Genomic DNA, 21,931 nt, shown 5'->3' with positions numbered 1-21,931 from the left:
CCGCCCGGCCGCAGGCAAGCGCGCGGGCGATTCGGAAAAGCGCACCAGCCGCCGTCGACCAGCGCAGCCGCTGCTGCGGAATCGCCGCAAGGTTAGTCGGTGAGCTGCGGTCGGAACGTGATGGTACGTCAGTCGTCCGGCGATTCGACGCGTACGTGCAACTGTCCGTCGCCGACGCGCGCGCCGAGGCGCTCGCCGGGCCGCACCTGCTGCACGCTGCGCACCACGCGGCCGTCCTGCTGCTGCAGGATCGCGTAGCCGCGGGCGACGGTGGCGAGGGGGCTGATGGTCTCGAGCGCGCGCGCAGTGGCGCGCAGGCGCTGGGCTTCGGCTTGCAGGCGCCGCGGCAGGATCGTCGCCAGGCGCGGCCGCAGTGGCTGCAGCCGCCGGCCCAGGTCGTCGAGGCGGCGCTGCGGATGCTGGCCGCGCAGTCCCGCCTGTGCGTGCCGCAACGCGGCGGCGCGGCGCTCGGCGGCGAGCGACCAGGCGGCATGCAGGCGCCGCAGGGCGTCCTGCTGGCGCTGCCGGAGCATCTGCAGGCGCGCCTGCGGGCGCAGCGCGTCCAGGCGCAGGGCGGCGCGGTCGGCCTGCTGCGCGGCCCGCTGCAGGCGGTACTGGCCGAGGTCGGCGACGCGGCGGTGCAGGGCGCGCAGCCGCGCCAGCAGTCCGCGGCGCTCGGGGACCAGCAGTTCGGCGGCGGCCGACGGGGTCGGCGCGCGCAGATCGGCGGCGAATTCGGCGAGACAGGCATCGGTCTCGTGGCCGACCGCGGCGACCACCGGCACCGGGCAGTCCGCCACGGCGCGGGCGAGGGCCTCGTCGTTGAAGGCCCACAGGTCCTCCAGCGAGCCCCCGCCACGGGTCAGCAGCAGGGCGTCGTAGCGCCCGCTGGCGGCGGCGCGACGCAGCATCGCGATGATCTGCGCGGGCGCGCCGTCGCCCTGCACCGGCACCGGCAGGATCTCCACCTCGAGCAGCGGAAACCGCCGCGCCAGCACGCTGAGCACGTCGCGCACCGCGGCGCCGGAGGGCGAGGTGATCACCCCCAGCCGGCGCACATAGGCCGGCAGCGGACGCTTGCGCGCGGCATCGAACACGCCGTCGGCCAGCAGCTTCGCCTTGAGCTCCTCGAAGGCGCGCCGCAGCGCGCCTTCGCCCGCCTCCTCGAGCGAGTCGAGGATCAGCTGGTAGTCGCCGCGGGCCTCGTACAGGGTCAGGCGCCCGCGCGCCAGCACCTTCAGGCCCTCGCGCGGCTGGAACCGCAGCCACTGGCTCTTGGGCCGGAACATCGCGCAGCGCACCTGCGCGCGCGCGTCCTTGAGGGTGAAGTACAGGTGCCCGGAGGCGGGGCGGGAGACATTGCCGAGCTCGCCCTCGACCAGCACCAGCGGGAACGCGTCCTCGAGCAGGCTGCGCGCCAGGGTGTTGAGCTGCGAGGGGGTCAGGATCTCGCCGGTGGCCGTCTCCGTCATCGGCCAAGGATAGCGCGTGGCGGTGTCGCGTCGGACCGGTCGGAACGCCCGGGCACCGCCATGCGCCAGGATGGCCGCCAACCCTGCTGGCGGATGCCCACATCGTTTCCAGCGGCACTCCGGCGGGAGTTCGACAAAGCGAGTCTCGGGGAGCGCCTCGAAGTTCCGCCGGACTGCCGCCCCTCGCATGCCGGATGCCGGATGCGAGAATGCGATTTTCGACGCTGCGGCGGACTGCCGCCCCCAGGGAGATTCCTCGATGCGTGTTTCCAGAAGCTGGTGCCCCCCGAAGACGGGTCGTTTCCTCGCCGTCGTATCGCTGGCGCTCGCGGCGGCCGCGTGCTCGCGCAGCGAGGCGCCCGACGCCGCGCCTCGATCGACCCCGGACCAGGTGGCGGGCGCCCCGATCACAGCGATCGAGCCCTGGGTCCGGGAGGTGCCGCCCGGCGGTCGGGTCGCGGGCGGCTACCTCGAACTCGAGAACCGCGGCGAGACCGACGACCGCCTGGTCGCGGTGGACAGCGCCGCCGCCGCACGCGTGGAGATCCACGAGATGCGCCATCAGGACGGGATGATGCGGATGCGGCATCTGCCCGAGGGACTGGAGCTGCCGGCAGGCGGACGCACCGCGCTCGAGCCGGGCGGCTACCACCTGATGTTCATCGAGCCGGCACGACGGTTCGCCGCCGGGGAGACGGTGGAGGCGACCCTGCGTTTCGAGCGCGCGCCCGCGGTGGCGGTGACCTTCGAAGTCCGCGGTCTCGGAGCCGGCTCGGCGACGGGCGACGCCGACTGAGCCGCGGGCCGCGCGGCGCGGTTCAGATTCGCGCGGCGGCGGCCGCGCGGGGCGGGTAAAATGGCGCCATGTCAGCCCAGCCACAGCCCGCGCCGCCCGACCAGGCCGATCCGGCCCCGACCTTCGGGCCCAGCCCGCGGCGGCGCACCCGCGAGGTGCGGATCGGCGGCGTGGCGGTGGGCGGCGACGCGCCGGTGGTGGTGCAGTCGATGACCAATACCGACACCGCCGACGTCGCCGCCACCACCCGGCAGATCGCCGAACTCTGGCGTGCCGGCTCGGAGCTGGTGCGGATCACGGTCAACAACGCCGAGTCGGCGGCGGCGGTGCCGCGCATCGTCGAACGGCTGGCGATGCAGGGCATCGCCGTGCCGGTGATCGGCGACTTCCACTACAACGGCCACCAGCTGCTGGCGGCCGAGCCGGCCTGCGCCGAGGCGCTGGCCAAGTACCGGATCAATCCCGGCAACGTCGGCTTCGGCCCGAAGCGCGATACCCAGTTCGCGCAGCTGATCGAGTTCGCGATCCGCTACGGCAAGCCGGTGCGCATCGGCGCCAACTGGGGCTCGCTGGACCAGGCGCTCGCGACCCGGCTGATGGACGAGAACGCCTCGCGTGCCGAGCCCTGGGAGGCGGCCCGGGTGCTGCGCGAGGCGCTGATCCGCTCGGCGCTGGACTCGGCCGGGCGCGCGGTCGAGCTGGGCCTGCCGGCCGAACGCATCGTGCTCAGCTGCAAGGTCAGCGGGGTGCAGGAGCTGATCGCGGTGTACCGCGATCTCGCCACCCGCTCGGACTTCGCCCTGCACCTGGGCCTGACCGAGGCCGGCATCGGCAGCAAGGGCATCGTCGCCTCGAGCGCTGCGCTGGCGGTGCTGCTGCAGGAAGGGATCGGCGACACCATCCGCATTTCGCTCACGCCCGAGCCCGGTGCGTCGCGGACCCAGGAGGTGGTGGTGGCGCAGGAGCTGCTGCAGACCATGGGCCTGCGCGCGTTCACGCCGATGGTGACCGCCTGCCCGGGCTGCGGCCGCACCACCTCGGAGTTCTTCCAGGAGCTCGCCGGCCGCGTGCAGGAGCACGTGCGGGCGAAGATGCCGGAGTGGAAGATCAGCCATCCCGGCGCGGAGAACCTGACCCTGGCGGTGATGGGCTGCGTGGTCAATGGCCCGGGCGAGTCGCGCCACGCCGACATCGGCATCTCGCTGCCCGGCACCGGCGAGGCGCCCTCGGCGCCGGTCTTCATCGACGGCGAGAAGGCGGTCACCCTGCGCGGCGAGCGTATTGCCGAGGAGTTCGTCGCCCTGGTCGACGACTACGTCGACAAGCGCTATGGCCGGACACCCGCGGCCGGCTGAGTTCGCCCGCCACCTGCGCACCGGGTTGCGCGAGGGGCGGCGATTCGTCGGGCGCCACGCCTGGGCGCTTGCGCTGCTGTTCGGCGGGCTGCTGCTGCCGATCTGGGTGTTCTCGGAGCTGGCCGACGAGATCCAGGAAGCCGAGGCGATCGTCTTCGACGAGCCGCTGCTGCGTTTCGCCGCGGCGGTGGCGCGCGACGGCTTCGACCGGGTGTTCCTGTTCTTCTCGCAGATCGGCTACGCCTGGGGGGTGGTGCCGGTGGACATCGCCCTGGTGCTGGCGCTGCTGGCGCTGCGGCACTACCGCGCGGGCATCTTCGCGGCCATCGCGCTCGGCGGCGCCGGGCTCCTCAACCTGGCCGCCAAGCAGGCGTTCGCGCGCGAGCGGCCGACGCTGTGGGAGTCGATCGCGCCGGAACAGACCTACAGCTTTCCCAGCGGCCACGCCATGGGTTCGGCCGCGCTGGCCCTGACGCTGGTGCTGCTGGCCTGGCCCACGCGCTGGCGCTGGCCGGTGTTCGCGGCGATGGCGGTGTTCGTGCCGATGGTCGGGCTGTCGCGGATCTACCTGGGGGTGCACTACCCGTCGGACATCGTCGCCGGCTGGGCGGCGGCCTCGATCTGGGTGGTCGGGGTCTACCTCATGACCTTCCGCCGCAGGACCCCGTTCGCGCGCCACTGAGCCGTGCCCTCTCGCGGCCCTGCTGCGCCGCGCGAGCGCCCGGGGCGAGACGGGTGTAGAGTCGGGCGAGGCGCCGGCCGGTCGGGCGGCGCCGCCCGGCGGACAGGGGCGCCGGTGAGTTTCGAGCCATGGCTTTCCAGGACGGCGTCCGCACCGCGGCCGCCCCTTCCGATCGCTGCGCCGATCCTTTCCGGGGAACGACAATGTCACGAACGAACAGATGGGTTGCGGTGGCCGCGTCTATCGCGCTGGCCGCCGTCGCGGGTGCCAGCACCCTGCAGTTCCGCAGCGGCCCGGCCGCAACCGGCCACCCGGCCATGGCGGCCGGGCAGGGCGCCGCCGCTGCCGCCGGCCAGGCCGGACCGGCCGCCTCCCAACCGGTGGTGCGGCCCGCCGCCGGCCGCGACGACGGCGGCACCTACGTGGTGGTCTTCCGCGAGCCGGCGCTGGGCGCGTACCGGGGCGGGGTCGCCGGCCTGCCGGCGCCGGCGCGCCGCGCCGACGCGCGCGGCAAGCTGCGGCTCGACAGCCGCGGGGCGGCGGCCAGGAACTATGTCGGCTATCTGCGCGCGCGGCAGGCGCAGCTGGAAGGCGAGATCGCGTCCAGGATCGGGCGCCCGCTGGCGGTGCGCGAGCGCATGCAGCACGCGGTCAATGCGATCGTGACCGATCTCGGCGGTGGCGAGGCCGAGCGGGTCCGCGCCCTGCCCGGGGTGATGCTGGTCGAGGAATACCGGGAGTACGTCCTCGACACCGACACCGGTCCGGGGCTGATCGGCGCGGAGGCCGTGTGGGACGGCAGCGCCGCCGGCGCGGAGGCCGCGTGGCAGGGCGAGGGCGTGGTGTTCGGCATCCTCGACTCGGGCATCAACTTCGGCAGCCCGTCGTTCGCCGCGGTGGACCCGGTGGACGGCTACGCGCACGTCAACCCGCTGGGCGCCGGTACCCACCTCGGCAGTTGCGCCGCGGGGGGAGAAGACGAGGGCCGCTGCAACGACAAGCTGTTCGGCGGCTACGATTTCGTCTGCGGGCCGCCGGCCAACCTGTGCGGCCAGGCCAACATCCGCGAGGAACCCGGCTTCGGCGACAGCAACGGACACGGGACGCACGTCGCCTCCACGGCCGCGGGCAACCGCCGCGAGGACGTGTTCCGCGGCAACCCGGTCAGCATCTCCGGCGTGGCGCCACGCGCCAACATCGTCGCCTTCGACATCTGCTACACCAATACCGCGACCGGCCAGGGCCTGTGCCCGAACGTGTCCGCGGTGGCGGCCGTGGACCAGGCGATCGCCGACGGCCTGGTCGACGTGATCAACTATTCGATCGGCGGCGGTTCGCAGCCCTGGAGCGAGGCGGTCTCGCTGGCGTTCCTCGGCGCGGTCGACGCCGGCATCTACGTGGCCACCTCGGCCGGCAACAGCGGCCCGGGGCCCAATACGATGGGACACCTGGAGCCGTGGGTCTCCTCGACCGCAGCCTCGCAACACGGACGCGGCGCCTTCAGCGTGCTGCTGCAGGTCACCGGGCCCGAGCCGGTGCCGGAGCCGCTGGCCCCGGTGCTGCTCAACGAGGGCACCAACGGCACGGCCCACACCGTCACCATCCCCGGCACCACGCCGCTGCGGGCGAGCGATGGCTACGACGGCGCTGCCGACGGCTGCGCGGCGCTGGCGGCGGGCAGCTTCGAAGGCGCGATCGCGGTGATGCGGCGCGGGGGCTGCCCGTTCTCGACCAAGGTCAACAATGCCGACGCGGCCGGCGCGGTCGCGGTGGTGATCGCCAACAACGCCGACGGCGGGCTGATTCCCTCGGTGCCCGGCACCGCGATTCCGGCCTTCGGCGTCACCCAGGCCGATGGCGACGCGCTGCGCGACTTCGCCCGCGCGCATGCCGACGCCACCGCCATGATCGGCTTCCCGGCGGTGGCATTGCCGAACACGGTCGACGCGCTGGGCGCGTTCAGTTCGCGCGGGCCGGCCGGCAGCTTCGATCTGCTCAAGCCCGACGTCACCGCGCCGGGGGTCAGCATCCTGGCGGCCGACGCCGGCACCACGATCACCGGCTTCGAGCAGCTGCTGGGGCTCAAGAACGGCACCTCGATGGCCTCCCCGCACCAGGCCGGTGCCGCCGGGCTGCTGCGCCAGGCGCGCCCGGGCTGGTCCATGCCGGAGATCAAGTCGGCGCTGGTGATGACTGCCGACCAGACCGTGCTGCTGGAGGACGAAGTGACCCCGGCCGACCCGTTCGCGCGGGGCGGTGGGCGGATCCGCGTGGACCTGGCGCTCAACGCGGGCCTGGTGATGGACGAAAGCGCAGCCGACTACCTGGCGGCCAACCCGGCCGAGGGTGGTGAACCGGCGGCGCTCAACCAGCCGAGCCTGGCCAGCGGAAGCTGCTTCGAGGGCTGCGAGTTCATCCGGACCTTCCGCAACACCGGGTCGCGCGCGCAGGTCTGGCGCACGCGGCTGCAGGGACTGCAGGGCCGTGTGGTTCCGGCCAGCCTGAAGGTGCCGGCCGGCGCCAGCCGCAGCGTGCGGGTCACGGTCGACAGCGGAGCGCTGCCGGCCGACGGCAGCTGGCACTTCGGCACCGTGGTGCTCGAACCCGCCGGCGGGATGCTGCGCGACCCGCTGCCGGTGCTGCGCCTGCCGGTGGCGGTTTCGGTACCGCCGCCGGCGATCGTGCTGCCGGAACTGGTGACCGCCAGCATCCCCGAGGGCGGCAACGGCAGCGTCGACGTGGCGGTCGGCAATGCCGGTGGCTCGACCCTCGAGTTCTCGGTCGACAACACCGGCAGCGCCACGCTGCAGGTCGCGGAGGCGGCGCGCGGCGCCGTCACTACGGGCTACCGCAGCACCGTGTACACCGATCCAGGCGCCGATCCGCCGGGCCAGTACGCCAGCGACGACTTCGTACTGGCCAGCCAGACCCGCATCGTTTCGCTGTTCACCGAAGGCTTCGTCAGCAGCGGTGGGTCGCTTGCTAGCGTGGCGTCCGCGCTGACCTGGAGCATCTATCCGGATGCCGGCGGCGTGCCGGCAGGCGATCCGCAGACCTCGCCGGGTGCGGCGGTATGGAGCCACAGCGCCGCTCCCGGTGCGCCCGGAGTCGCGACCGAGGGCAACCACATCGGCCTGGATCTGCAGGCGGCCGGCGCGGACCTGGTGCTGCCGGCCGGGCGCTACTGGCTGGTGGTGCACGCCCACGCCACGCTCGCCAACCGCTGGGTCTGGTTCGCGGCCCCCAGCGGCAGCGGCAGCTTCATGGTGATCACCCCGGGCGCCGACGGCAGCGGCGCGTGGAGCGCGGTGTCGAGCTTCGCGGGCCTGTCGATGACGATCTCCGGCACCGTCGAGTGCGGCGCGCCCTGGCTGGGGCCGGTATCGCCGCCGATGGGCCGGCTGGCCCCGGGCGGATCCAGCCTGGTGCAGGTCGCGCTCGCCGGGGCCGGACTGGTGGCCGGCACCCACACCGGCAATCTCTGCGTGGCCAGCAACGACCCGGCCACGCCCAAGGCAGCGGCACCGGTGCGCCTGACCGTCACGCCCTAGCGCCCGAAGTCGAACCGGAGGGCCCGCGCCAGCGGGCCCTTCGACAGGCTTCTCACCAGGGCCGGTGCCGCGCCCCCGGTGCGGGACGAAGGTCAGTGCTCGAGCTCGACCCGGTCGCGGCCGCCGTCCTTGGCCCGGTAGAGCGCGGCGTCCGCGGCGCGCATCAGCAGGCCGAACCCGTCGCGGCCCGGGCCGAGCTGGGCCAGGCCGATGCTGACGGTGATCCGCCGCGGCTCGCCACCGGGCTCGAAGCGGGAGGCGGCCACCGCCGCGCGCAGGCGTTCGGCGAACCGCGCCGCCGCCTCGAGCGCGCATTCCGGCAGCAGGATCGCGAACTCCTCGCCGCCGACCCGCGCGGCGATGTCGCCTCCGCGCAGGTGCCGGCGCAATACCGCTCCGATCTCGCGCAAGACCCCGTCGCCGGCGATGTGGCCGTGGCGATCGTTGACGTCCTTGAAGAGGTCGACATCGACGATGCCCAGGGTCAGCGGGCGGCCGTGGCGGAGCGCGCGCGCGATCTCCTTGTCCACCAGTTCGACGAAGTGGCGGCGGTTGTGCAGGTTGGTCAGGGCATCGTGGGTGGCGAGCTGGTAGACCTCCTCGTGGTAGCGCGCCTCCACGCTGGCCTGGCCGATGAACTTGAGGATGCTCTCGCCGACGGTGACGTGGTCGCCGTCGGCCAGCCGTGCGCGTGCTACCGGGCGCTCGTTGAGCAGGGTGGGGTTGGTGGCATCGAGGTCGAGCAGGCGGTAGCCGTCGCCGTCGCGCTCGATGCGGCAGTGGGCGCGGGAGACGCTGGGGTGGTCGATGCACAGGTCGGCCTCGCGCGAACGGCCCACCGTGACCGCTTCTTCGCCCAGGTCGGCGCGGCGGCCCAGTCCCTCGCCGTGGATCACCACCACGCACGCCGGGCGCAGCGGCGGGCGCTCCGGCCCCGGGCTGAGGCGGGTGCGCTCGGTGATCTGGTCCGGGTCGTGGTCGCCGTCGCGGCGCGCCATCTGCGCAATCCCCTGTCTGCCCGCCCAGTGTAGCGGCGCCGGCCAGCGCCGTCCGGGATGGAGCGTCGCGCCGGCGCCGCGCCAGGCAGCCCCGTCCCAAGGGAGGATCCATCACCGTCGCCACGGTCAGCGACAGCGAACAGCCGCCTCCGGGGGTTGGGTTCTTCAAGGGCGTCTTCGGTCTGGTGTGCGGGGGGATTGCTCCGCCCTTCCGTCCGACCATTTTCGGTGAACGCGCCGGAGCGACGCGCGCCGGGAACCCCGGGCAGCAGGCTCAGGAAAGTGCGCTGTCGACCCGCCGCATCAGCTGGCCCAGGCCGTCCGCACCGGGCCCGAGCTCGGCCAGCGCGGTGCGTACCCGCAGTTGCACCGGCGTGCCGCCGGCCAGCGACAGCGGCTCCACCAGGGTGCGGCGCAGCTTGTCGAGGAACACCGCCGCGGCTTCCGAGTCGCGATCGCGCAACAGCACCGCGAACTCGTCCTCGCCGATGCGCGCGGCAATGTCGCCCTCGGCCAGGCGCTCCTGCACCAGGTCGCCTGCGCGCCGCAGCACCGTGTCTCCGGCAGCGTAGCCGTGTTCGAGGTTGATCTCGCGGAAACCGTCGAGATCGAGCACCGCCAGGGTCAGCGGCGCCTGCCGCTGCCGCGCGTCCGCGATCATCGCCTCGGCAAGCTCGACGAACCGGCGCCGGCCATGCAGGCCGGTGAGCTGGTCGCGCGCGGCCAGGTGCTGGAGCTGCTCGTGGTAGCCCGCCTCGATGTTGGCGTGGCCGATGAATTTCAGCACGCTCTCGCCGACCGTGATGCGGTCGCCGTCGGCGAGCACCGCGTCGTCGACCGGCCGCTCGTTGAGCAGGGTCGGGTTGGTGGCGCCGAGGTCGCGGACGCGGTAGCCGCCCGCGGCGGCGCGGATCTCGCAGTGCCGGCGCGAAACGCTCCGGTGCGGGATGTAGAGCGCCGCATCGCTGGAGCGGCCGATCACCACCGGCTCCATGCCGATGTCGGCACGGCGGCCGAGGCCGTCGCCATGGATCACCACCACGCAGGCCGACGCGCGCGGCGGCATGGCGCGGGGCCCTGCGCTGGGGATCGTCCTGAGCTGGGTGTCCTCGACCATGGCGGACTCGGGTGGAACGGCAGCCGATTCTAGCCAACTCCGTCGCTGCAGTGGCGCCGACCGGCGGATGCTGGAGGGTGCGGCTCTCTTACGCAGCTCTTACGCAGCGCTGACGCACCTGTTACGTCCGCCCCCTAGAGTCGCCGCCACACACCCCGCGCCACGCGCGGGGCGGTGCTGGCAAGGGGCCTTCACTCTCAGGGGAAATCGCGATGCAAGCACGTTCCAGCTCACGGCAGGGCGGATTCACGCTGGTCGAAATGGCCGTCGTCCTGGTCATCATCGGCGTCATCCTCGGCGCCGTCATGATCGGCCGCGACGTCCAGCGCAATGCCGAGTACACCCGCATCAAGCAGAAATTCATCGACCAGTGGGTGGTCGCCTACAACACCTACAACCAGCGCCTCGGCGCGCCGGTGGGCGACAACCAGAGCGCGCCGCGGCTGATGGTCAACGGTTCGAACTACCAGGGCGACGGCAACACCCTGTCCGGCGGCAACATGGCCAACGCCACCGAGCCCAGCGCCATCTGCCGTGCCCAGGCCGGCCCCAACATGCTGCGCGCGCACGAGGGCAACGCCGACTTCGACCTGCGCAACATGATGCTGCGCGCCGGCATCACCCTGCCGCCGGGCCGCGGCGCCGGCATGGAAGACAGGTACGTGTACCTCGACACCAACGGCAACCCCCAGGAAATCCAGATCTGCTTCCAGTGGAACCGCCCGGGCACCGACTCCGGTTCCGGAAACGTCATGGTGATCACCGGCCTGACCCCGGACCTGGCGCGCGCGCTCGACCAGATGGTCGATGGCAAGCCGGACGCCCAGAACGGGGCCTTCCGCCAGGAAGCGATCGTCCGCACCGAGACCGGCGACGTCACCGCGCCGGGCGTGGAGTGGGAAGGCAACAACACCCAGGGCATCGACAGCGGCAGCGGCGACGCGCTGGCCGAGGGCGACAACACCGACGCCGACCAGGTGATGACGCTGGTGGCGCACTACAAGATGAACCAGTGAGCGGAGCGCGGCGATGAATTTCGCGCAGCTGTCCTCCAGGCTCGAACTCTCGCGGCGCAACTCGCTGCTGGTGTTCGGCGGCACCCTGCTGGCGCTGGTGGTCGCGGCGAGCTGGTTCGCCAGCGCCCGCTCGGGGCTGGCCGACGCCTACGCCGAGGTCGGCACCCGCAGCCAGCTGCTGGCCGAGGCCAGAGTGCGCGAGCTCGAAGCCGGGTTGAGGGTGGAATACGCCGACTCCGCGCGCAGCCTGCTGGCGGCCGGCCAGGCGCGCGGCATGCAGCCCCAGGCCTGGGGGGAGCGCCTGATCAACCTCAAGCAGGGCCAGCTGCCGCGCGAGGACGTGGCCACGCTGCTGGCGAGCATCTCCCGCGGGGAGGGGCGCATCTTCGGCGCGCAGGCGTTCGACCTGTCGGTCACGCGCGCCGAGGAAGGCCTGTTCGACGTGCCCGAGGACAGCGGGCGCGAACCGGCGCCGCTGTCGCTGAGCCTGGCCGGGACGATGCTGTTCCGCACCCAGCCTGACGGCGGTAACCCGGCCGCGATCGCGGCCGCGCTGGAGGATTCGCGATGAACCGGCTGCTCGTGGTACAGCAGCAACACCGTTGGCTGGTCTTCGACGGCACCAGCGTGCGCCGCTTCGACGCGCGTCCGCGCCTCGACCGCCCGGCGATCGTGATCAGCGACTTCGGCGGTGCCGGCAGCAACGTGATCTCGCTCGAGGGGAGCCCCGCGCACGCGGTGGCGCTGATCGAGAAGCGGCTGCGCTCGGACGGACTGATCGACGGCGAGAGCAAGATCCTGATCCACAAGTCGCGGAGCATGGGTGGTGGCTACCAGACCCTGTTCACCGCGATCGAACTCGACGCCTGGCAGCAGAACTATTCCTGGGCCGAGTCTCAGGCCGACCATTGCCTGCTGATCCCGGTGACCTCGCTGCTCTGGCACGCGACCGGCACGGGGCAGGGCCTGGTGCTGCACTCCGGGAACCAGATCAGCGCGCTGGCGGTGCTCAAGCACAGCATCGTCTATCGTTCGGCGCTGGCCTACAGCGACGAGCCGGCCGACCTGCTGATGACGGCCGGGGCGCTGGCCGAGCAGTTCGCAGCCGACCTGGAGGACGGCGAGGACGACGCCGAGCGGCTCACGATGCGCTGGTGCAGTGTGCTCGCCGGGCGCGAAGATGGCGCCGACGACCCGACCGCGGCACTGCGCGAGGTGTTCTCCGCGCGCAGCGGCATGCAGGTGGCCGCGGTGCCCAGCCGCCGGGTGGTCGACGAGTCCGGCCGCGGTTACGACAGCGCCATCGACTGGCTTGCCGCCGCCGCCACCCCGCTGATCGCGGTCAATCGGCCGACCAGCCGCATCGCCTATGTCGCCGAACGGGTGCTGCCGCTGGCGAGCGCCGCGTCGCTGCTGATCGCGCTCAGCCTGGCGGCGCTCAGCGGCCGTTGGGCGCTGAACGCCAGCGAAGCCAACGGCCGCGCCGAGCGACTGTCGCAGGAGGTCCAGCAGATCGACATGCGGATCGCCGCGATGCAGCAGCGCCAGACGGTGCCCGAAGGCTTCGACGGCACCCTGACGCTGGTCGAGCGGGCCGCGGCGCTGCAGGGCGATCTCGACCCCGAGGCCAGCCTGCGGCTGGTGCGTAGCGCGGCGGCGGGCGACGTGCGGATCCTGCGTCTGCGCCTGGACACGCAGACCGAACCGCCGGCGCCTGGCGCGATCGCGACCGGACCGATCCGCACGCTGCGGGTCGACGGCATGGTGGAGGCCGGCCGTGGCCGCCCCGGCATGCAGATCGCCGACTTCGTCGAGCGGTTGCGGCAGCAGGGCTTCGATCCGGTGCCGGCGGACCCGCAGTCGAACCTGGGCACGCAGGGCTCGGGCAGCTTCTTTTCCTACCTGCTGCGGCCGCGCGCCGCGGCCGCCGTCGCCGGAGGCCAGCGATGAGGCTCAAGTACGCGGCCGCGATTTCGCTGCTCGTCTGGCTGGGCGTGGTGGCGTGGATGGCGACGATGGTGATCGCCAAGCCCGTGGTGGTGCGTACCCGCGCCGGGACCACCGAGCCGCCGGTCATGAACGAGTTGCGCAACGGCATCGGCCGCAACCAGCGCGCCGAGCAGGCGCTGGCGGCGCTGCAGACGGGCGCGCCGGCGTCCGGCGAGGGCGCGATCGCGCTGTCGGCACGCGGCCGGCTCGACCCGGAAACCGGCGATGCGCTGCGCGTCGACCCCGACGCCGCGGCCGCGCTGGCGGCCGAGCCGGTGGTGTCGCTGATCGTCAGCAGCGGCACGCGCCGGCGTGCGCTGATCGACGGGCGCTACGTCGGCCCGGGTGCACGGCTCGAGGGCGGCGTCCGGGTGCGGGCGATCGGATTCGACTGGGTGGCGATCGACGACGCGCGCAGCGGCCGCAGGATCCTGCGGGTGCGCTCGCCGTTCGTCGCGCCGGGGGAGGAGGGATAGCGGATGGCCGGGGAGCGGAGGGGGATCTGGATCGGGCTGGCCGCGGTGGTGTTGGCCGGGCTGGCGGCGGTCGTGGGGGTGCGGATGCTGGCGCCGGCACCCTCTGAGGGCACGGCGACTCCGCCGCCGGCGGTGTCGGTGCCGGGCGCGGAACCGCCGCCGGAGCAGCGCGCGGCGCCCGCGTACGAGGCGCCGCCGCCCTGGCTCGGCGGTCCGGCCGATGCCGAACCGCACACGCTGGAGCAGGCCAGGGCGCAGGCCGAGCAGGCCACGGAGCAGTCGCGGCGTGCGCTCGCCGAGCTGCAGGCCCGCAGCGCGGCGAACGAGGCCGGGATCCGCGCCTCGATCGCCCGGCTCGACGAGCTGCAGGCCGCGCAGGGGGCGCAGGCCGGCGTCAACCTGGACGCGCTGCGCGCCAATCTCGAGGTCGCGCTGCGGATGCAGCGGATCACCCAGGAAGTGCAGGCGCTGTCGCTGCAGCCGTCGGGCGCGGACCGCACCGCGGCCATGCGCGCCAAGGTGGACGAGCTGAACCAGCTGCAGGGACAGTTGCGCTACGACATCGGCGCACAGCCGCCCGCGGCTGGAAACGGTGCGGAGTGAGGCCGCGATGCGCGCGCGCCGGCCACCGCCCGCCCCTCACCGGCGGCGCGGGTTCACCCTCGTCGAACTGGCCGTGGTGCTTGGCGTGCTCGGCCTGCTGGCGCTGGGCATGACTTCGGCCTTCTCCAACATCCACGACCTGCGCCTGTACGATCGCGCGCGGGCCGACGCCGAGGCCGCGCGCCAGGCGCTGCGCGCGTTCGCGCTGCGCGAGAAGCGGCTGCCCTGTCCGGGCAGCGATGCCAGCGGGCGCGAGGCATCGCCCTGCGTCGCCGGGCTGGACGTGGGCTGGCTGCCGTACGAAACGCTGGGCCTGGCGCTGCCGCCGACGGGTGCGCGGATGCGCTACGCCGTGCATCGCGGCGTCGGCGGTGGCCCGGATCTGGTCGCTCCGCCGCTCTCGGCCTCCACCGACGGCCACGACATCGACGGCGGCCACAGTTTCGTGGCCGCGCTGACCGCCCTCGCGGTGGCCACGCCTTCGCCGCAGAACCCGCACCACCCCTTGCAGCACGCGCCGGCTGGATCGACCGCCTGCGCCGGCGCTGTCGCCAACCCTGCGTTCCTGCTGGTGGCGCCGCTGGCCGACCGCGACGGCCGTCCCGGCCCCAACCCGAACTTCGACGGCATGAACTCTGCCCTGGCCGCCGGCACCGGCAAGTGCGCGGCGCCGCCGTCGCGGCCGCCGGACCGCGTGTCCGACGACCTGGTCGCGGCCGAGAGCGGCGCCGCCCTGCTCGGCTGGATCTCGGCGAGGAGCAGATGACCCCATGACGGCAGCCCAGCACCGCAAGCCACGTCCCATTCCTTCCGAGGCAGTATCCAGATGACGCCCAATCGCCAGCACCACCGACTGCCGCGCCGCAGCGCGCTCGCCGCCATGGTCTGCACGCTGTTGCTCGGGGCCTGCACCCACGGTGCGCCGCGCAGCACGCTGGACATGCCGCCGACCGACCACGTCGCGCTCGAGCGCACCGCGCAGGCGATCGTGGAGGAGGCCGCCAAGCTTTCCGAGCGCCAGGCCGAGCTGCGCCGCGAACTGGAGCGGGCCGGACCGCCACCGGCGCCGGCCGCGCCGGTCGCGCCGGTCTACGATCCGCTGGAAGACAGCGTGGTCAGCATCAGCATGCACGATGCCGACGTCGGCCAGCTGCTGTGGGCGCTGGCCGACGAGCTGGGCATGAACCTGATCGTCGACCCGCGGGTGCTGCAGCGCCGCCAGCGCGCCACCCTGCAGCTGCGCGACGTGACCGCGCGCGAGGTCTACAACCACATCCTCGAAGCCTTCGACCTGCACGGCGAGTTGCGTGGCGGCGCGCTGGTCGTGGGCGAGATGCAGGAACGCGTATTCAACGTGGAGATGCTCAATGCCAACACTTCGATCGACCTGTCCACCGGCGGCGACGTGTTCGGCGCCGGCCTGCAGGGCGGCGACGGCGGTGGCGGCCAGTCGCTGCGCGGCACCCTGACCCTGGACGGCACCGTCGGCCGCGACAACGACCCGTTCGCGCAGCTGACCGTCGCGCTCGAGGCGATCCTCGGCGAGGACAAGGGTGCGGCCGCCGCGGTCGACCCGGAAACCGCGCCGGAAACGGCGCGCTTCAGCCTCGACCCGATGACCGGCACCCTGTTCGTGCGCGCCCGGCCTTCGCAGGTGCGCTCGGTCGAGAACCTGCTCGAGCACACCAAGCGGATGATGCGCCGCCAGGTGCTGGTCGAGGCGCAGATCCTCGACGTCTCGTTGAACGACGGCTCCCAGTTCGGCGTCGACTGGACCCTGCTGCGCGAGCGCGTCGCCGGCATCTACGGCGATACGCCGGCCACGATTCCGCAGTTCCAGCGCAATTTTCCCGCACCCGACGTCCACGGCACCCTGGACCCGCGCACGATCGTGTTCCCGGCGCAGACCCTGGGCAACGCGACCGGCCGGGCGATGGGGCTGGCCTACGTCGGCAACACCTTCGCCGCCGCGCTCAACGTGCTGCGCAGCTTCGGCAACGTCAAGGTGGTCTCCAACCCGAGCGTGCGGGTGCGCAGCGGCAGCCCGGCCTACCTGAGCGTCGGCTCCAACATCCGCTACGTCACCAAGTCGACCACCAACTTCTCCAACACCGGCGCCGGCTCCAACACCTCGTCCGACATCCAGACCGACTCGCTGTTCTCCGGCGTGGTGATCGGGGTGGCGCCGCTGGTGATGGACAACGGCACCGTCGAGCTGCTGGTGCACCCGATGCAGACCGAGGTGGAGCCGGGCAGCCTGGAGCTGCGCGAGTTTCCCAACGGCAACGCGGTGACCCTGCCGGTGATCAACGTCAAGGGCATGACCACCACGCTGAACCTGCGCGATGGCGATACGGTGATGCTTGGCGGGTTGATCGACCAGTCCTCCTCGACCACCGACCGCGGCATCCCCGGCCTCTCCGACGTACCGGGCCTGGGCCGGCTGTTCGGCTCGCGCGGCCGCAGCCACAACACCCGCGAGCTGGTGCTGGTACTGAAGGTGTCGGTGATATGAGCCTGGTGTTCGACGCGTTGCGCCACGTCGAGGCCGCGGCCGGTACCGCGACGCTGACCGCTGCGCTGCCGCCGGCGCCCGCAGCCGCGCGCAACCGGCGGACCTGGCCGCTGGCGCTCGCCGCCGCGCTGCCGGTCGTGGCGCTGGTGGGCGTGCTGTTCGCCGGGGCCGGGGCCGGCGATGCGAGCGCGGCCGATCCGGCCGCCGCTGCGGACGGCACGCAGCCCGGCGACGCCCGGGCTCGAGCGCCCGGCGCCGACGACGCGCAGGCGCTGGCCCTGGTCGACCTGACGCGGGAGCCCATGCCGGCAGCGGCCGCGCAGCCGGTGGCGTCGCGCGCCGTCGCCCCGGCCAAGGCGCCGGTGCCGGCAGCCGCCGACGCCGCCGTGGGCGCCGCCGCTGCGGTCCCGGCGCCGGCTCCGGCCGCGCCGGTGCCGCGTTCGGCAGCGCCGATCCCGGCGGCCGCCGCCACCGCGGCGCCGGTGGACGCGCCGCCCGGGCGGATCAGTATCGAGATCACCCGTGCCCCATCCGCACCCGCGGCCGGCGCCACGCAGGCCGACGCCGCCTCGGTGCGGCGCACGGTGGCGGCGCTGGAACGCGCCGCTGCCGCCGGCGACGTCGCCGCGGCGGAACTGCAGCTGGGCGCGCTGGCGGGTCAGCTGCACGAGGACAGCCTGACCCTGTTGCGGATGCGCGCCTGGGTGGCCTGGCTACGCGGCGACGCGGAGGAGGCCGAGCGTGGCTACCGGCGCATCCTCGAGCGGGTGCCCGACGACGCCAACGCCGCCGTCAACGTCGCCCGCTTCGAAGCCGGACGCGGCGAGCTCGATCGCGCGCGCGGCCGCCTCACCCGCCTGTCCGGCCGCCACCCCGGCTCGCCGCAGGTGCGCGGCGCGATCGCCGAGCTGGAGGCGATGGCGCGATGAACCCAGCCCTCGGCGCCTGCCTGCAGCGGCTCGGCCTGACGCGGATCCCGTTTCCGCCGACGCCCGACGCGTCCGCCTATTTCCATACCCCGCTGCTGGAGCGGGAACTGGCGGAGACCGCTCACTGTCTGCGCACGCGCGCCGGCATCGTGCTGCTCACCGGCGAGGTCGGGCTGGGCAAGACCACTTTCCTGCGCCGGCTGCTGGCGCTGCTGGAGGAGGACGGCGCCGACGCGGCACTGGTGCTCAACACCTTCCTGCAGGGGGAGGAGCTGCTGGCCGCGATCCTGGCCGATTTCGGCCTGGCGGCCGGCGCCGGCACGGCCGCCGGCCTCGAACTGCTCACCGCCTTCCTGGTGGAGCGCCGCGCGCAGGGCCGGCTGTGCGTGCTGGTGATCGACGACGCCCAGAACCTGTCGCTCGAGAGCCTCGAGCTGCTGCGCCTGCTCACCAATCTCGAGACCGGGCAGGAGAAGCTGCTGCAGATCGTCCTGTCCGGCCAACCGGAACTGGCGGCCAGCCTGGCGGCGCCGGCGATCCGCCAGCTGACCACGCGCATCGTCAAGCATGTGCGGCTATCGGCGATGGATGCGGCCCAGGTGCGCGATTACGTCGGCTTCCGCCTCGCCGTGGCCGGTGCCGCCGGACGCATCCAGCTGTCCGCGCCGGGGTTGCGCGCGCTGCTGCGCGCCAGCCGCGGCAATCCGCGGCGCATCCACCTGATCCTCGACCGCTGCCTGTATGGCCTGGTGGCCGCGGGCGGCGGCACCATCGACGCCGCGCTGGTGCGCGCCGCAACCGCCGAATCCGGCGCTCAGCTCGGCGAGGGCCGGGCCCGCCGGCCACGGCTGCTGGCCAGCGCGGCGCTGGGCGGCTTCGCGGCCGCGGCGATCGCCGCCGCCGCGGCTTTCCAGGCGGGTGCGCCGACAGGCCCGGCCAACGGTCCGGCGGGGAGCCTTCCGGCGGCTGGCGCCGTGGTCGAGGCAGCGGGCGCCGCGCGCGCACCCGCACCCGCACCGCCGGCCGTGGCCGCCGCGGCGCCCGCGCACGGCCGCGGCTGGAACGCCTGCATCGACGCGCTGGCCGCGGCCGGCGCCGGCGGGGTCCAGCTGGCCCGGGTGGATCGCGCCTGGGCCGCGCGCCTGGACGGCCGCGCCGACACCTGCCTGGCCCGCGAAGGCACCGCCTGGCGCGTCGCCTGGCGCGGCGAGCTGTCGCCGGAGCGGTTCTTCATGGGTCCGGATTCGGCCCGTAACGTGCGCCGGGTGCAGGGCGCGCTGGCGGCCGAGGGACTGTACCCGGCCGCCATCGACGGGCTCTACGGGCCGCGCCTGCGTGCCGCGATCCGCGGGTTCCAGGCGCGCAACGGGCTGGAGGCGACCGGCCTGCCGGACGCCGCCACGCTGCTGTTCATCGACACGCTCGCGACCGCCCGCGCGGCGGCGGGCCCGGCCTTACAGGACCACCATGGCGACAGTTGATCCCCGCAATCCGCCGCGCCCGTCCGCGGCCCCGGCGGCCAAGGACAGTGCCCGGCTGGGCGAGCTGCTCAACGAGCGCGGGCTGCTCGATGCCGCGCAGCTGCTCTACGCCCGGCAGAAGAACCAGGTCGAACAGCAGAGCTTCGGCCGCCTGCTGATCAAGCACGGGCTGGCCAACGAGTCCGACATCGTCAGCACCCAGGCCGAGCTGCAGGGCATCGACTTCGTCCAGGTCGAGACCCTGGCCGACCCCGAGCCGCAGGTGCTGGCGCTGTTCAACCGCGAACTCTGCCTGCTGCGGCAGTTCCTGCCGCTGCGCCGGATCGACGACACCCTCGAGGTATTGCTGGGGGACGCCGACACCGCCACCGTGGCGCAGCTGGTGCTGCAGCGCTGCGGCCTGCGCTGCCGCTTCCTGCAGGGCGAATACGGCAAGGTCGCGCGGCTGATCCGCCATACCTACTACTTCGCGCAGAACCCGGTCGAGACCCTGCTCGAACGCGAGATCCGCCGCCTCGGCACCGATACCGACCACGCCTACAGCCCCGAGAAGCTGCTCGACTACCTGCTGCACTACGCGGTCCGCGAGCGCACCACCGACATCCACATCGCCCCGGCCGCCGGCAGCCTGCACGTGCTGTTCCGCGTCGACGGCGTGCTGCGGCCGATGTTCGCGATGCCCTCGTCGCTGTCGCGGCTGCTCGGCTTCGTCAAGCTGGCCGCGGAGATGGACATCTCCGAGCAGCGCCGTCCGCAGGACGGCAGCTTCCGCACGGTGGTACTGGACTCGTCGCTGATGGTGCGCGTGTCGACCCTGATCACCGACGTCGGCGAACGCATGGTGATGCGGCTGCTGCCGGAGCACAGCGAGATGGTCGGGCTGCGCGAGCTCGGATTCTTCGACGAGGATGTCGCGGTGCTGGAGCGGCTGTTCGCCAAGCCGGCCGGGCTGGTGCTGATCACCGGGCCGACCGGTTCGGGCAAGAGCTCGACCCTGCACGCGGCGCTGCGGATGCAGTCGCTGATCGAGCGCAACGTGCTCACGGTCGAGGACCCGATCGAGTACGGCGTACCGGGCGCCGCCCAGACCGAGGTCAACCGCCGCGCCGGCTACGAGTTCGGCACAGCGCTGCGCCACTTCCTGCGCCACGACCCGGACGTGATCCTGCTCGGCGAGATGCGCGACGCCGAGACCGCCCAGGCCGGCATCGAGGCCGCCGCCACCGGTCACCTGGTGCTCTCCACGCTGCACGTGACCAGCGTGTTCGGCGTGGTGCCGCGGCTGCGCCCGCTCGGGCTGGAGGCGCAGGTGATCGCCGACAACCTGCTGGCGGTGGTGAACCAGCGCCTTGTCCGCCAGAACTGTCCGTTCTGCACCGCGGAGGCGCCGTTCACCGAAGCCGAGCTGCAATGGCTGGGGCTGCCGCCGGGCAGCTGCGGCAAGCGCGCGCCCGGCTGCGAACGCTGCCGCGGCAGCGGCTACTACGGGCGGCTGCCGGTCTACGACGTGCTGTTGCTGGACGAGGCGCTGGCCAACGGCATCGCCGACGACATCGGCCGCGAGGGCATCCGCACGCTGGCCCACGCCTCGGGTTTCCGCGGCATCGAGGAAGTGGCCCGGCGCAGGGTGACCGCCGGCCAGACCACCTGCGAGGAGATCCAGCGCGTCGCCGGGGTCGGGCCGGCGGCATGAACGTCTACTACTACCGCCTGCTGCTCTCCACCGGACGGGTCAAGGCCGGCATCGCCCAGCTCTCGGTCGAGCACGACAGCTCGGCGCGGGTGTGGCTGGAGAAGAACTTCGACGCGGTGGTGCTGAAGCTGTATCGGCTGCCGGGCTTCCTGGCCGAGGCGCAGCGCACGATCTCGCACCTGGTGCGGCCTAGCATCCGCCCGGCCGAGCTGTCGGGCATGCTGCGCGACCTGGCGGTGATGACCAGCAGCGGGATCCCGGTGATGGAGGCGCTGCGCGCGGTGGCCAACGAGGTCGGCACCGGGCGCATTTCCAACGCCGCGCGCCTGGCGCGGCGGCTGCTCGAGGAGCTCGACGCCGGTGCCACCCTGAGCGACGCCTTCGCGCGCTTCCCGGACGCGTTTCCCGAGACCGTGCGCAACCTGATCATGATCGGCGACGAGACCGGCACCATGGACTCGATGCTGATGGAGGCGGCCGACCATATCGAGCGGATCACCCGGATGACCGCCGACACCCGCCAGGCGCTGATCTACCCGGCGTTCGTGTTCTCGGCGATCTTCGCCGCCGGCGGGTTCTGGATCTACTACGTGATCCCGAACCTGTCGGAACTCTTCAAGCAGATGAACGCCAAGCTGCCGCCGCTGACGATCGCGGTGATGGCGCTGTCGGAATGGCTGATCGGCAACGTGGCCTACATCCTCGTCGGGATGGTCGTGGCGGCGTTCCTGCTGTGGGTGACCTGGCGCTACAGCCGCAGCTTCCGCCGCGCGGTGCACCACCTGCTGCACCGCCTGCCGATCTCGAAGACCATCATGTTCTCCTCGGGCCTGGCGTTCTTCACCGAGCACATGGCGCTGCTGGTGCGCGCCGGCGTGGACATGGTCTCGAGCCTGCAGGTGATGGAGCGGGCGATGCGAGACGAGTACTACCGCGACCGCATCATCGCCATCCGCCAGGTGCTCCAGCGCGGCGACCGGGTGTCCTCGGCGATGCGCCAGGTCGGCGGCTTCCCGCCGATGATGGTGCGGATGATCGGCGTGGGCGAGGAAACCGGCACCCTCGACTCGCAGTTCCTGCGCCTGTCGGAGGAGTACAGCCTGCGCCTGCAGCGGCTGATCGCCAACCTGTCCGAGATCATCAAGCCGGTGGTGGTGATGCTGGCCGGCGGCATGTTCGTGCTGCTGATCGTGGCGCTGCTGCTGCCGGTCTACGACCTGGTGCAGCAGGCGATGTCGTCGCCGCAGTTCTGAGAGGA

General features: G+C 73.0%; 18 protein-coding genes. 15 read left to right on the top strand and 3 right to left on the bottom strand.

Translation table 11 applies throughout. The annotated features are described in order from the left end of the window. Window positions 1-128 precede the first annotated feature (128 nt). Window positions 129-1,472, bottom strand: a complete 1,344-nt coding sequence (xseA, locus tag QFW77_RS01235; RefSeq protein WP_280572333.1) for an exodeoxyribonuclease VII large subunit — start codon at window positions 1,470-1,472, stop codon at window positions 129-131. A 259-nt stretch (window positions 1,473-1,731) separates the two neighbouring features. On the opposite strand from xseA, the gene QFW77_RS01230 reads away from it, so the two are divergent. From QFW77_RS01230 to QFW77_RS01215, 4 genes are all read left to right on the top strand, one after another. After that, window positions 1,732-2,268 (top strand): copper chaperone PCu(A)C, encoded by a 537-nt coding sequence (locus QFW77_RS01230; protein WP_280572330.1) that lies wholly within the window; start codon window positions 1,732-1,734, stop codon window positions 2,266-2,268. A 68-nt stretch (window positions 2,269-2,336) separates the two neighbouring features. Then, complete coding sequence (ispG, locus tag QFW77_RS01225; RefSeq protein ID WP_280572329.1) at window positions 2,337-3,623, top strand: flavodoxin-dependent (E)-4-hydroxy-3-methylbut-2-enyl-diphosphate synthase; 1,287 nt, start codon at window positions 2,337-2,339, stop codon at window positions 3,621-3,623. Then, window positions 3,598-4,305 (top strand): phosphatase PAP2 family protein, encoded by a 708-nt coding sequence (locus QFW77_RS01220; RefSeq protein WP_280572328.1) that lies wholly within the window; start codon window positions 3,598-3,600, stop codon window positions 4,303-4,305. Before ispG ends, QFW77_RS01220 begins: the two co-directional genes overlap by 26 nt. Window positions 4,306-4,508: 203 nt before the next feature. Further along, the gene (locus QFW77_RS01215; RefSeq protein WP_425603239.1) at window positions 4,509-7,856 is read left to right on the top strand and encodes a S8 family serine peptidase; all 3,348 of its coding nucleotides are present in this window, start codon (window positions 4,509-4,511) and stop codon (window positions 7,854-7,856) included. Between the two features lie 92 nt (window positions 7,857-7,948). Here QFW77_RS01215 and QFW77_RS01210 read toward each other — a convergent pair whose 3' ends face one another. Both QFW77_RS01210 and QFW77_RS01205 read right to left on the bottom strand, forming a co-directional pair. Next, window positions 7,949-8,854 carry a diguanylate cyclase gene (locus QFW77_RS01210; RefSeq protein WP_280572326.1) on the bottom strand — a complete coding sequence of 302 codons (906 nt, stop codon included), beginning with the start codon at window positions 8,852-8,854 and terminating at the stop codon, window positions 7,949-7,951. A gap of 274 nt (window positions 8,855-9,128) precedes the next feature. Then, on the bottom strand, window positions 9,129-9,971 hold the full coding sequence (locus tag QFW77_RS01205; protein WP_280572325.1) for a diguanylate cyclase: 843 nt from the start codon (window positions 9,969-9,971) through the stop codon (window positions 9,129-9,131). 212 nt (window positions 9,972-10,183) lie between these two features. Here QFW77_RS01205 and QFW77_RS01200 point away from each other — a divergent pair, with 212 nt between their 5' ends. The 11 genes from QFW77_RS01200 to QFW77_RS01150 are packed head-to-tail and all read left to right on the top strand — an operon-like array spanning window position 10,184 to window position 21,926. Continuing rightward, window positions 10,184-10,987, top strand: coding sequence for a type II secretion system protein (locus QFW77_RS01200; protein ID WP_280572324.1), 804 nt, complete (start codon window positions 10,184-10,186; stop codon window positions 10,985-10,987). A gap of 13 nt (window positions 10,988-11,000) precedes the next feature. Next, on the top strand, window positions 11,001-11,558 hold the full coding sequence (locus tag QFW77_RS01195) for a hypothetical protein (protein WP_280572323.1): 558 nt from the start codon (window positions 11,001-11,003) through the stop codon (window positions 11,556-11,558). Then, window positions 11,555-12,937 (top strand): hypothetical protein, encoded by a 1,383-nt coding sequence (locus tag QFW77_RS01190; protein WP_280572321.1) that lies wholly within the window; start codon window positions 11,555-11,557, stop codon window positions 12,935-12,937. The genes QFW77_RS01195 and QFW77_RS01190 overlap by 4 nt, the downstream gene beginning before the upstream one ends. Continuing rightward, window positions 12,934-13,452: a hypothetical protein gene (locus QFW77_RS01185; protein WP_280572320.1), complete on the top strand. Its 519-nt coding sequence runs from the start codon at window positions 12,934-12,936 to the stop codon at window positions 13,450-13,452. The genes QFW77_RS01190 and QFW77_RS01185 overlap by 4 nt, the downstream gene beginning before the upstream one ends. A 3-nt stretch (window positions 13,453-13,455) precedes the next feature. Further along, a complete protein-coding gene (locus tag QFW77_RS01180; protein ID WP_280572319.1) occupies window positions 13,456-14,055 on the top strand; it encodes an HlyD family secretion protein in 600 nt (199 codons plus the stop codon). 7 nt (window positions 14,056-14,062) lie between these two features. Continuing rightward, complete coding sequence (locus QFW77_RS01175) at window positions 14,063-14,821, top strand: prepilin-type N-terminal cleavage/methylation domain-containing protein (RefSeq protein WP_280572318.1); 759 nt, start codon at window positions 14,063-14,065, stop codon at window positions 14,819-14,821. 60 nt (window positions 14,822-14,881) lie between these two features. Then, window positions 14,882-16,570, top strand: a complete 1,689-nt coding sequence (gene mshL / locus QFW77_RS01170; RefSeq protein ID WP_280572317.1) for a pilus (MSHA type) biogenesis protein MshL — start codon at window positions 14,882-14,884, stop codon at window positions 16,568-16,570. Further along, window positions 16,567-17,499 carry a tetratricopeptide repeat protein gene (locus tag QFW77_RS01165; protein WP_280572316.1) on the top strand — a complete coding sequence of 311 codons (933 nt, stop codon included), beginning with the start codon at window positions 16,567-16,569 and terminating at the stop codon, window positions 17,497-17,499. Before mshL ends, QFW77_RS01165 begins: the two co-directional genes overlap by 4 nt. Continuing rightward, a complete protein-coding gene (locus QFW77_RS01160; protein WP_280572314.1) occupies window positions 17,496-18,980 on the top strand; it encodes an ExeA family protein in 1,485 nt (494 codons plus the stop codon). The genes QFW77_RS01165 and QFW77_RS01160 overlap by 4 nt, the downstream gene beginning before the upstream one ends. Continuing rightward, window positions 18,967-20,673 (top strand): GspE/PulE family protein, encoded by a 1,707-nt coding sequence (locus QFW77_RS01155; protein WP_280572313.1) that lies wholly within the window; start codon window positions 18,967-18,969, stop codon window positions 20,671-20,673. Before QFW77_RS01160 ends, QFW77_RS01155 begins: the two co-directional genes overlap by 14 nt. Then, a complete protein-coding gene (locus QFW77_RS01150; RefSeq protein ID WP_280572312.1) occupies window positions 20,670-21,926 on the top strand; it encodes a type II secretion system F family protein in 1,257 nt (418 codons plus the stop codon). Before QFW77_RS01155 ends, QFW77_RS01150 begins: the two co-directional genes overlap by 4 nt. Window positions 21,927-21,931: the final 5 nt, after the last annotated feature.

Source organism: Luteimonas endophytica (assembly GCF_029887875.1).
In the GTDB taxonomy this organism is placed as follows: Bacteria; Pseudomonadota; Gammaproteobacteria; order Xanthomonadales; family Xanthomonadaceae; genus Luteimonas; species Luteimonas endophytica.
This window is presented reverse-complemented; position numbering and strand designations above follow the sequence as displayed.

Bases quoted from the DNA above. Each gene is read 5' to 3' on its own strand.
- xseA (WP_280572333.1), bottom strand. From the start codon at position 1,472: ATGACGGAGACGGCCACCGGCGAGATCCTGACCCCCTCGCAGCTCAAC.
- QFW77_RS01230 (WP_280572330.1), top strand. From the start codon at position 1,732: ATGCGTGTTTCCAGAAGCTGGTGCCCCCCGAAGACGGGTCGTTTCCTC.
- ispG (WP_280572329.1), top strand. From the start codon at position 2,337: ATGTCAGCCCAGCCACAGCCCGCGCCGCCCGACCAGGCCGATCCGGCC.
- QFW77_RS01220 (WP_280572328.1), top strand. From the start codon at position 3,598: ATGGCCGGACACCCGCGGCCGGCTGAGTTCGCCCGCCACCTGCGCACC.
- QFW77_RS01215 (WP_425603239.1), top strand. From the start codon at position 4,509: ATGTCACGAACGAACAGATGGGTTGCGGTGGCCGCGTCTATCGCGCTG.
- QFW77_RS01210 (WP_280572326.1), bottom strand. From the start codon at position 8,854: ATGGCGCGCCGCGACGGCGACCACGACCCGGACCAGATCACCGAGCGC.
- QFW77_RS01205 (WP_280572325.1), bottom strand. From the start codon at position 9,971: ATGGTCGAGGACACCCAGCTCAGGACGATCCCCAGCGCAGGGCCCCGC.
- QFW77_RS01200 (WP_280572324.1), top strand. From the start codon at position 10,184: ATGCAAGCACGTTCCAGCTCACGGCAGGGCGGATTCACGCTGGTCGAA.
- QFW77_RS01195 (WP_280572323.1), top strand. From the start codon at position 11,001: ATGAATTTCGCGCAGCTGTCCTCCAGGCTCGAACTCTCGCGGCGCAAC.
- QFW77_RS01190 (WP_280572321.1), top strand. From the start codon at position 11,555: ATGAACCGGCTGCTCGTGGTACAGCAGCAACACCGTTGGCTGGTCTTC.
- QFW77_RS01185 (WP_280572320.1), top strand. From the start codon at position 12,934: ATGAGGCTCAAGTACGCGGCCGCGATTTCGCTGCTCGTCTGGCTGGGC.
- QFW77_RS01180 (WP_280572319.1), top strand. From the start codon at position 13,456: ATGGCCGGGGAGCGGAGGGGGATCTGGATCGGGCTGGCCGCGGTGGTG.
- QFW77_RS01175 (WP_280572318.1), top strand. From the start codon at position 14,063: ATGCGCGCGCGCCGGCCACCGCCCGCCCCTCACCGGCGGCGCGGGTTC.
- mshL (WP_280572317.1), top strand. From the start codon at position 14,882: ATGACGCCCAATCGCCAGCACCACCGACTGCCGCGCCGCAGCGCGCTC.
- QFW77_RS01165 (WP_280572316.1), top strand. From the start codon at position 16,567: ATGAGCCTGGTGTTCGACGCGTTGCGCCACGTCGAGGCCGCGGCCGGT.
- QFW77_RS01160 (WP_280572314.1), top strand. From the start codon at position 17,496: ATGAACCCAGCCCTCGGCGCCTGCCTGCAGCGGCTCGGCCTGACGCGG.
- QFW77_RS01155 (WP_280572313.1), top strand. From the start codon at position 18,967: ATGGCGACAGTTGATCCCCGCAATCCGCCGCGCCCGTCCGCGGCCCCG.
- QFW77_RS01150 (WP_280572312.1), top strand. From the start codon at position 20,670: ATGAACGTCTACTACTACCGCCTGCTGCTCTCCACCGGACGGGTCAAG.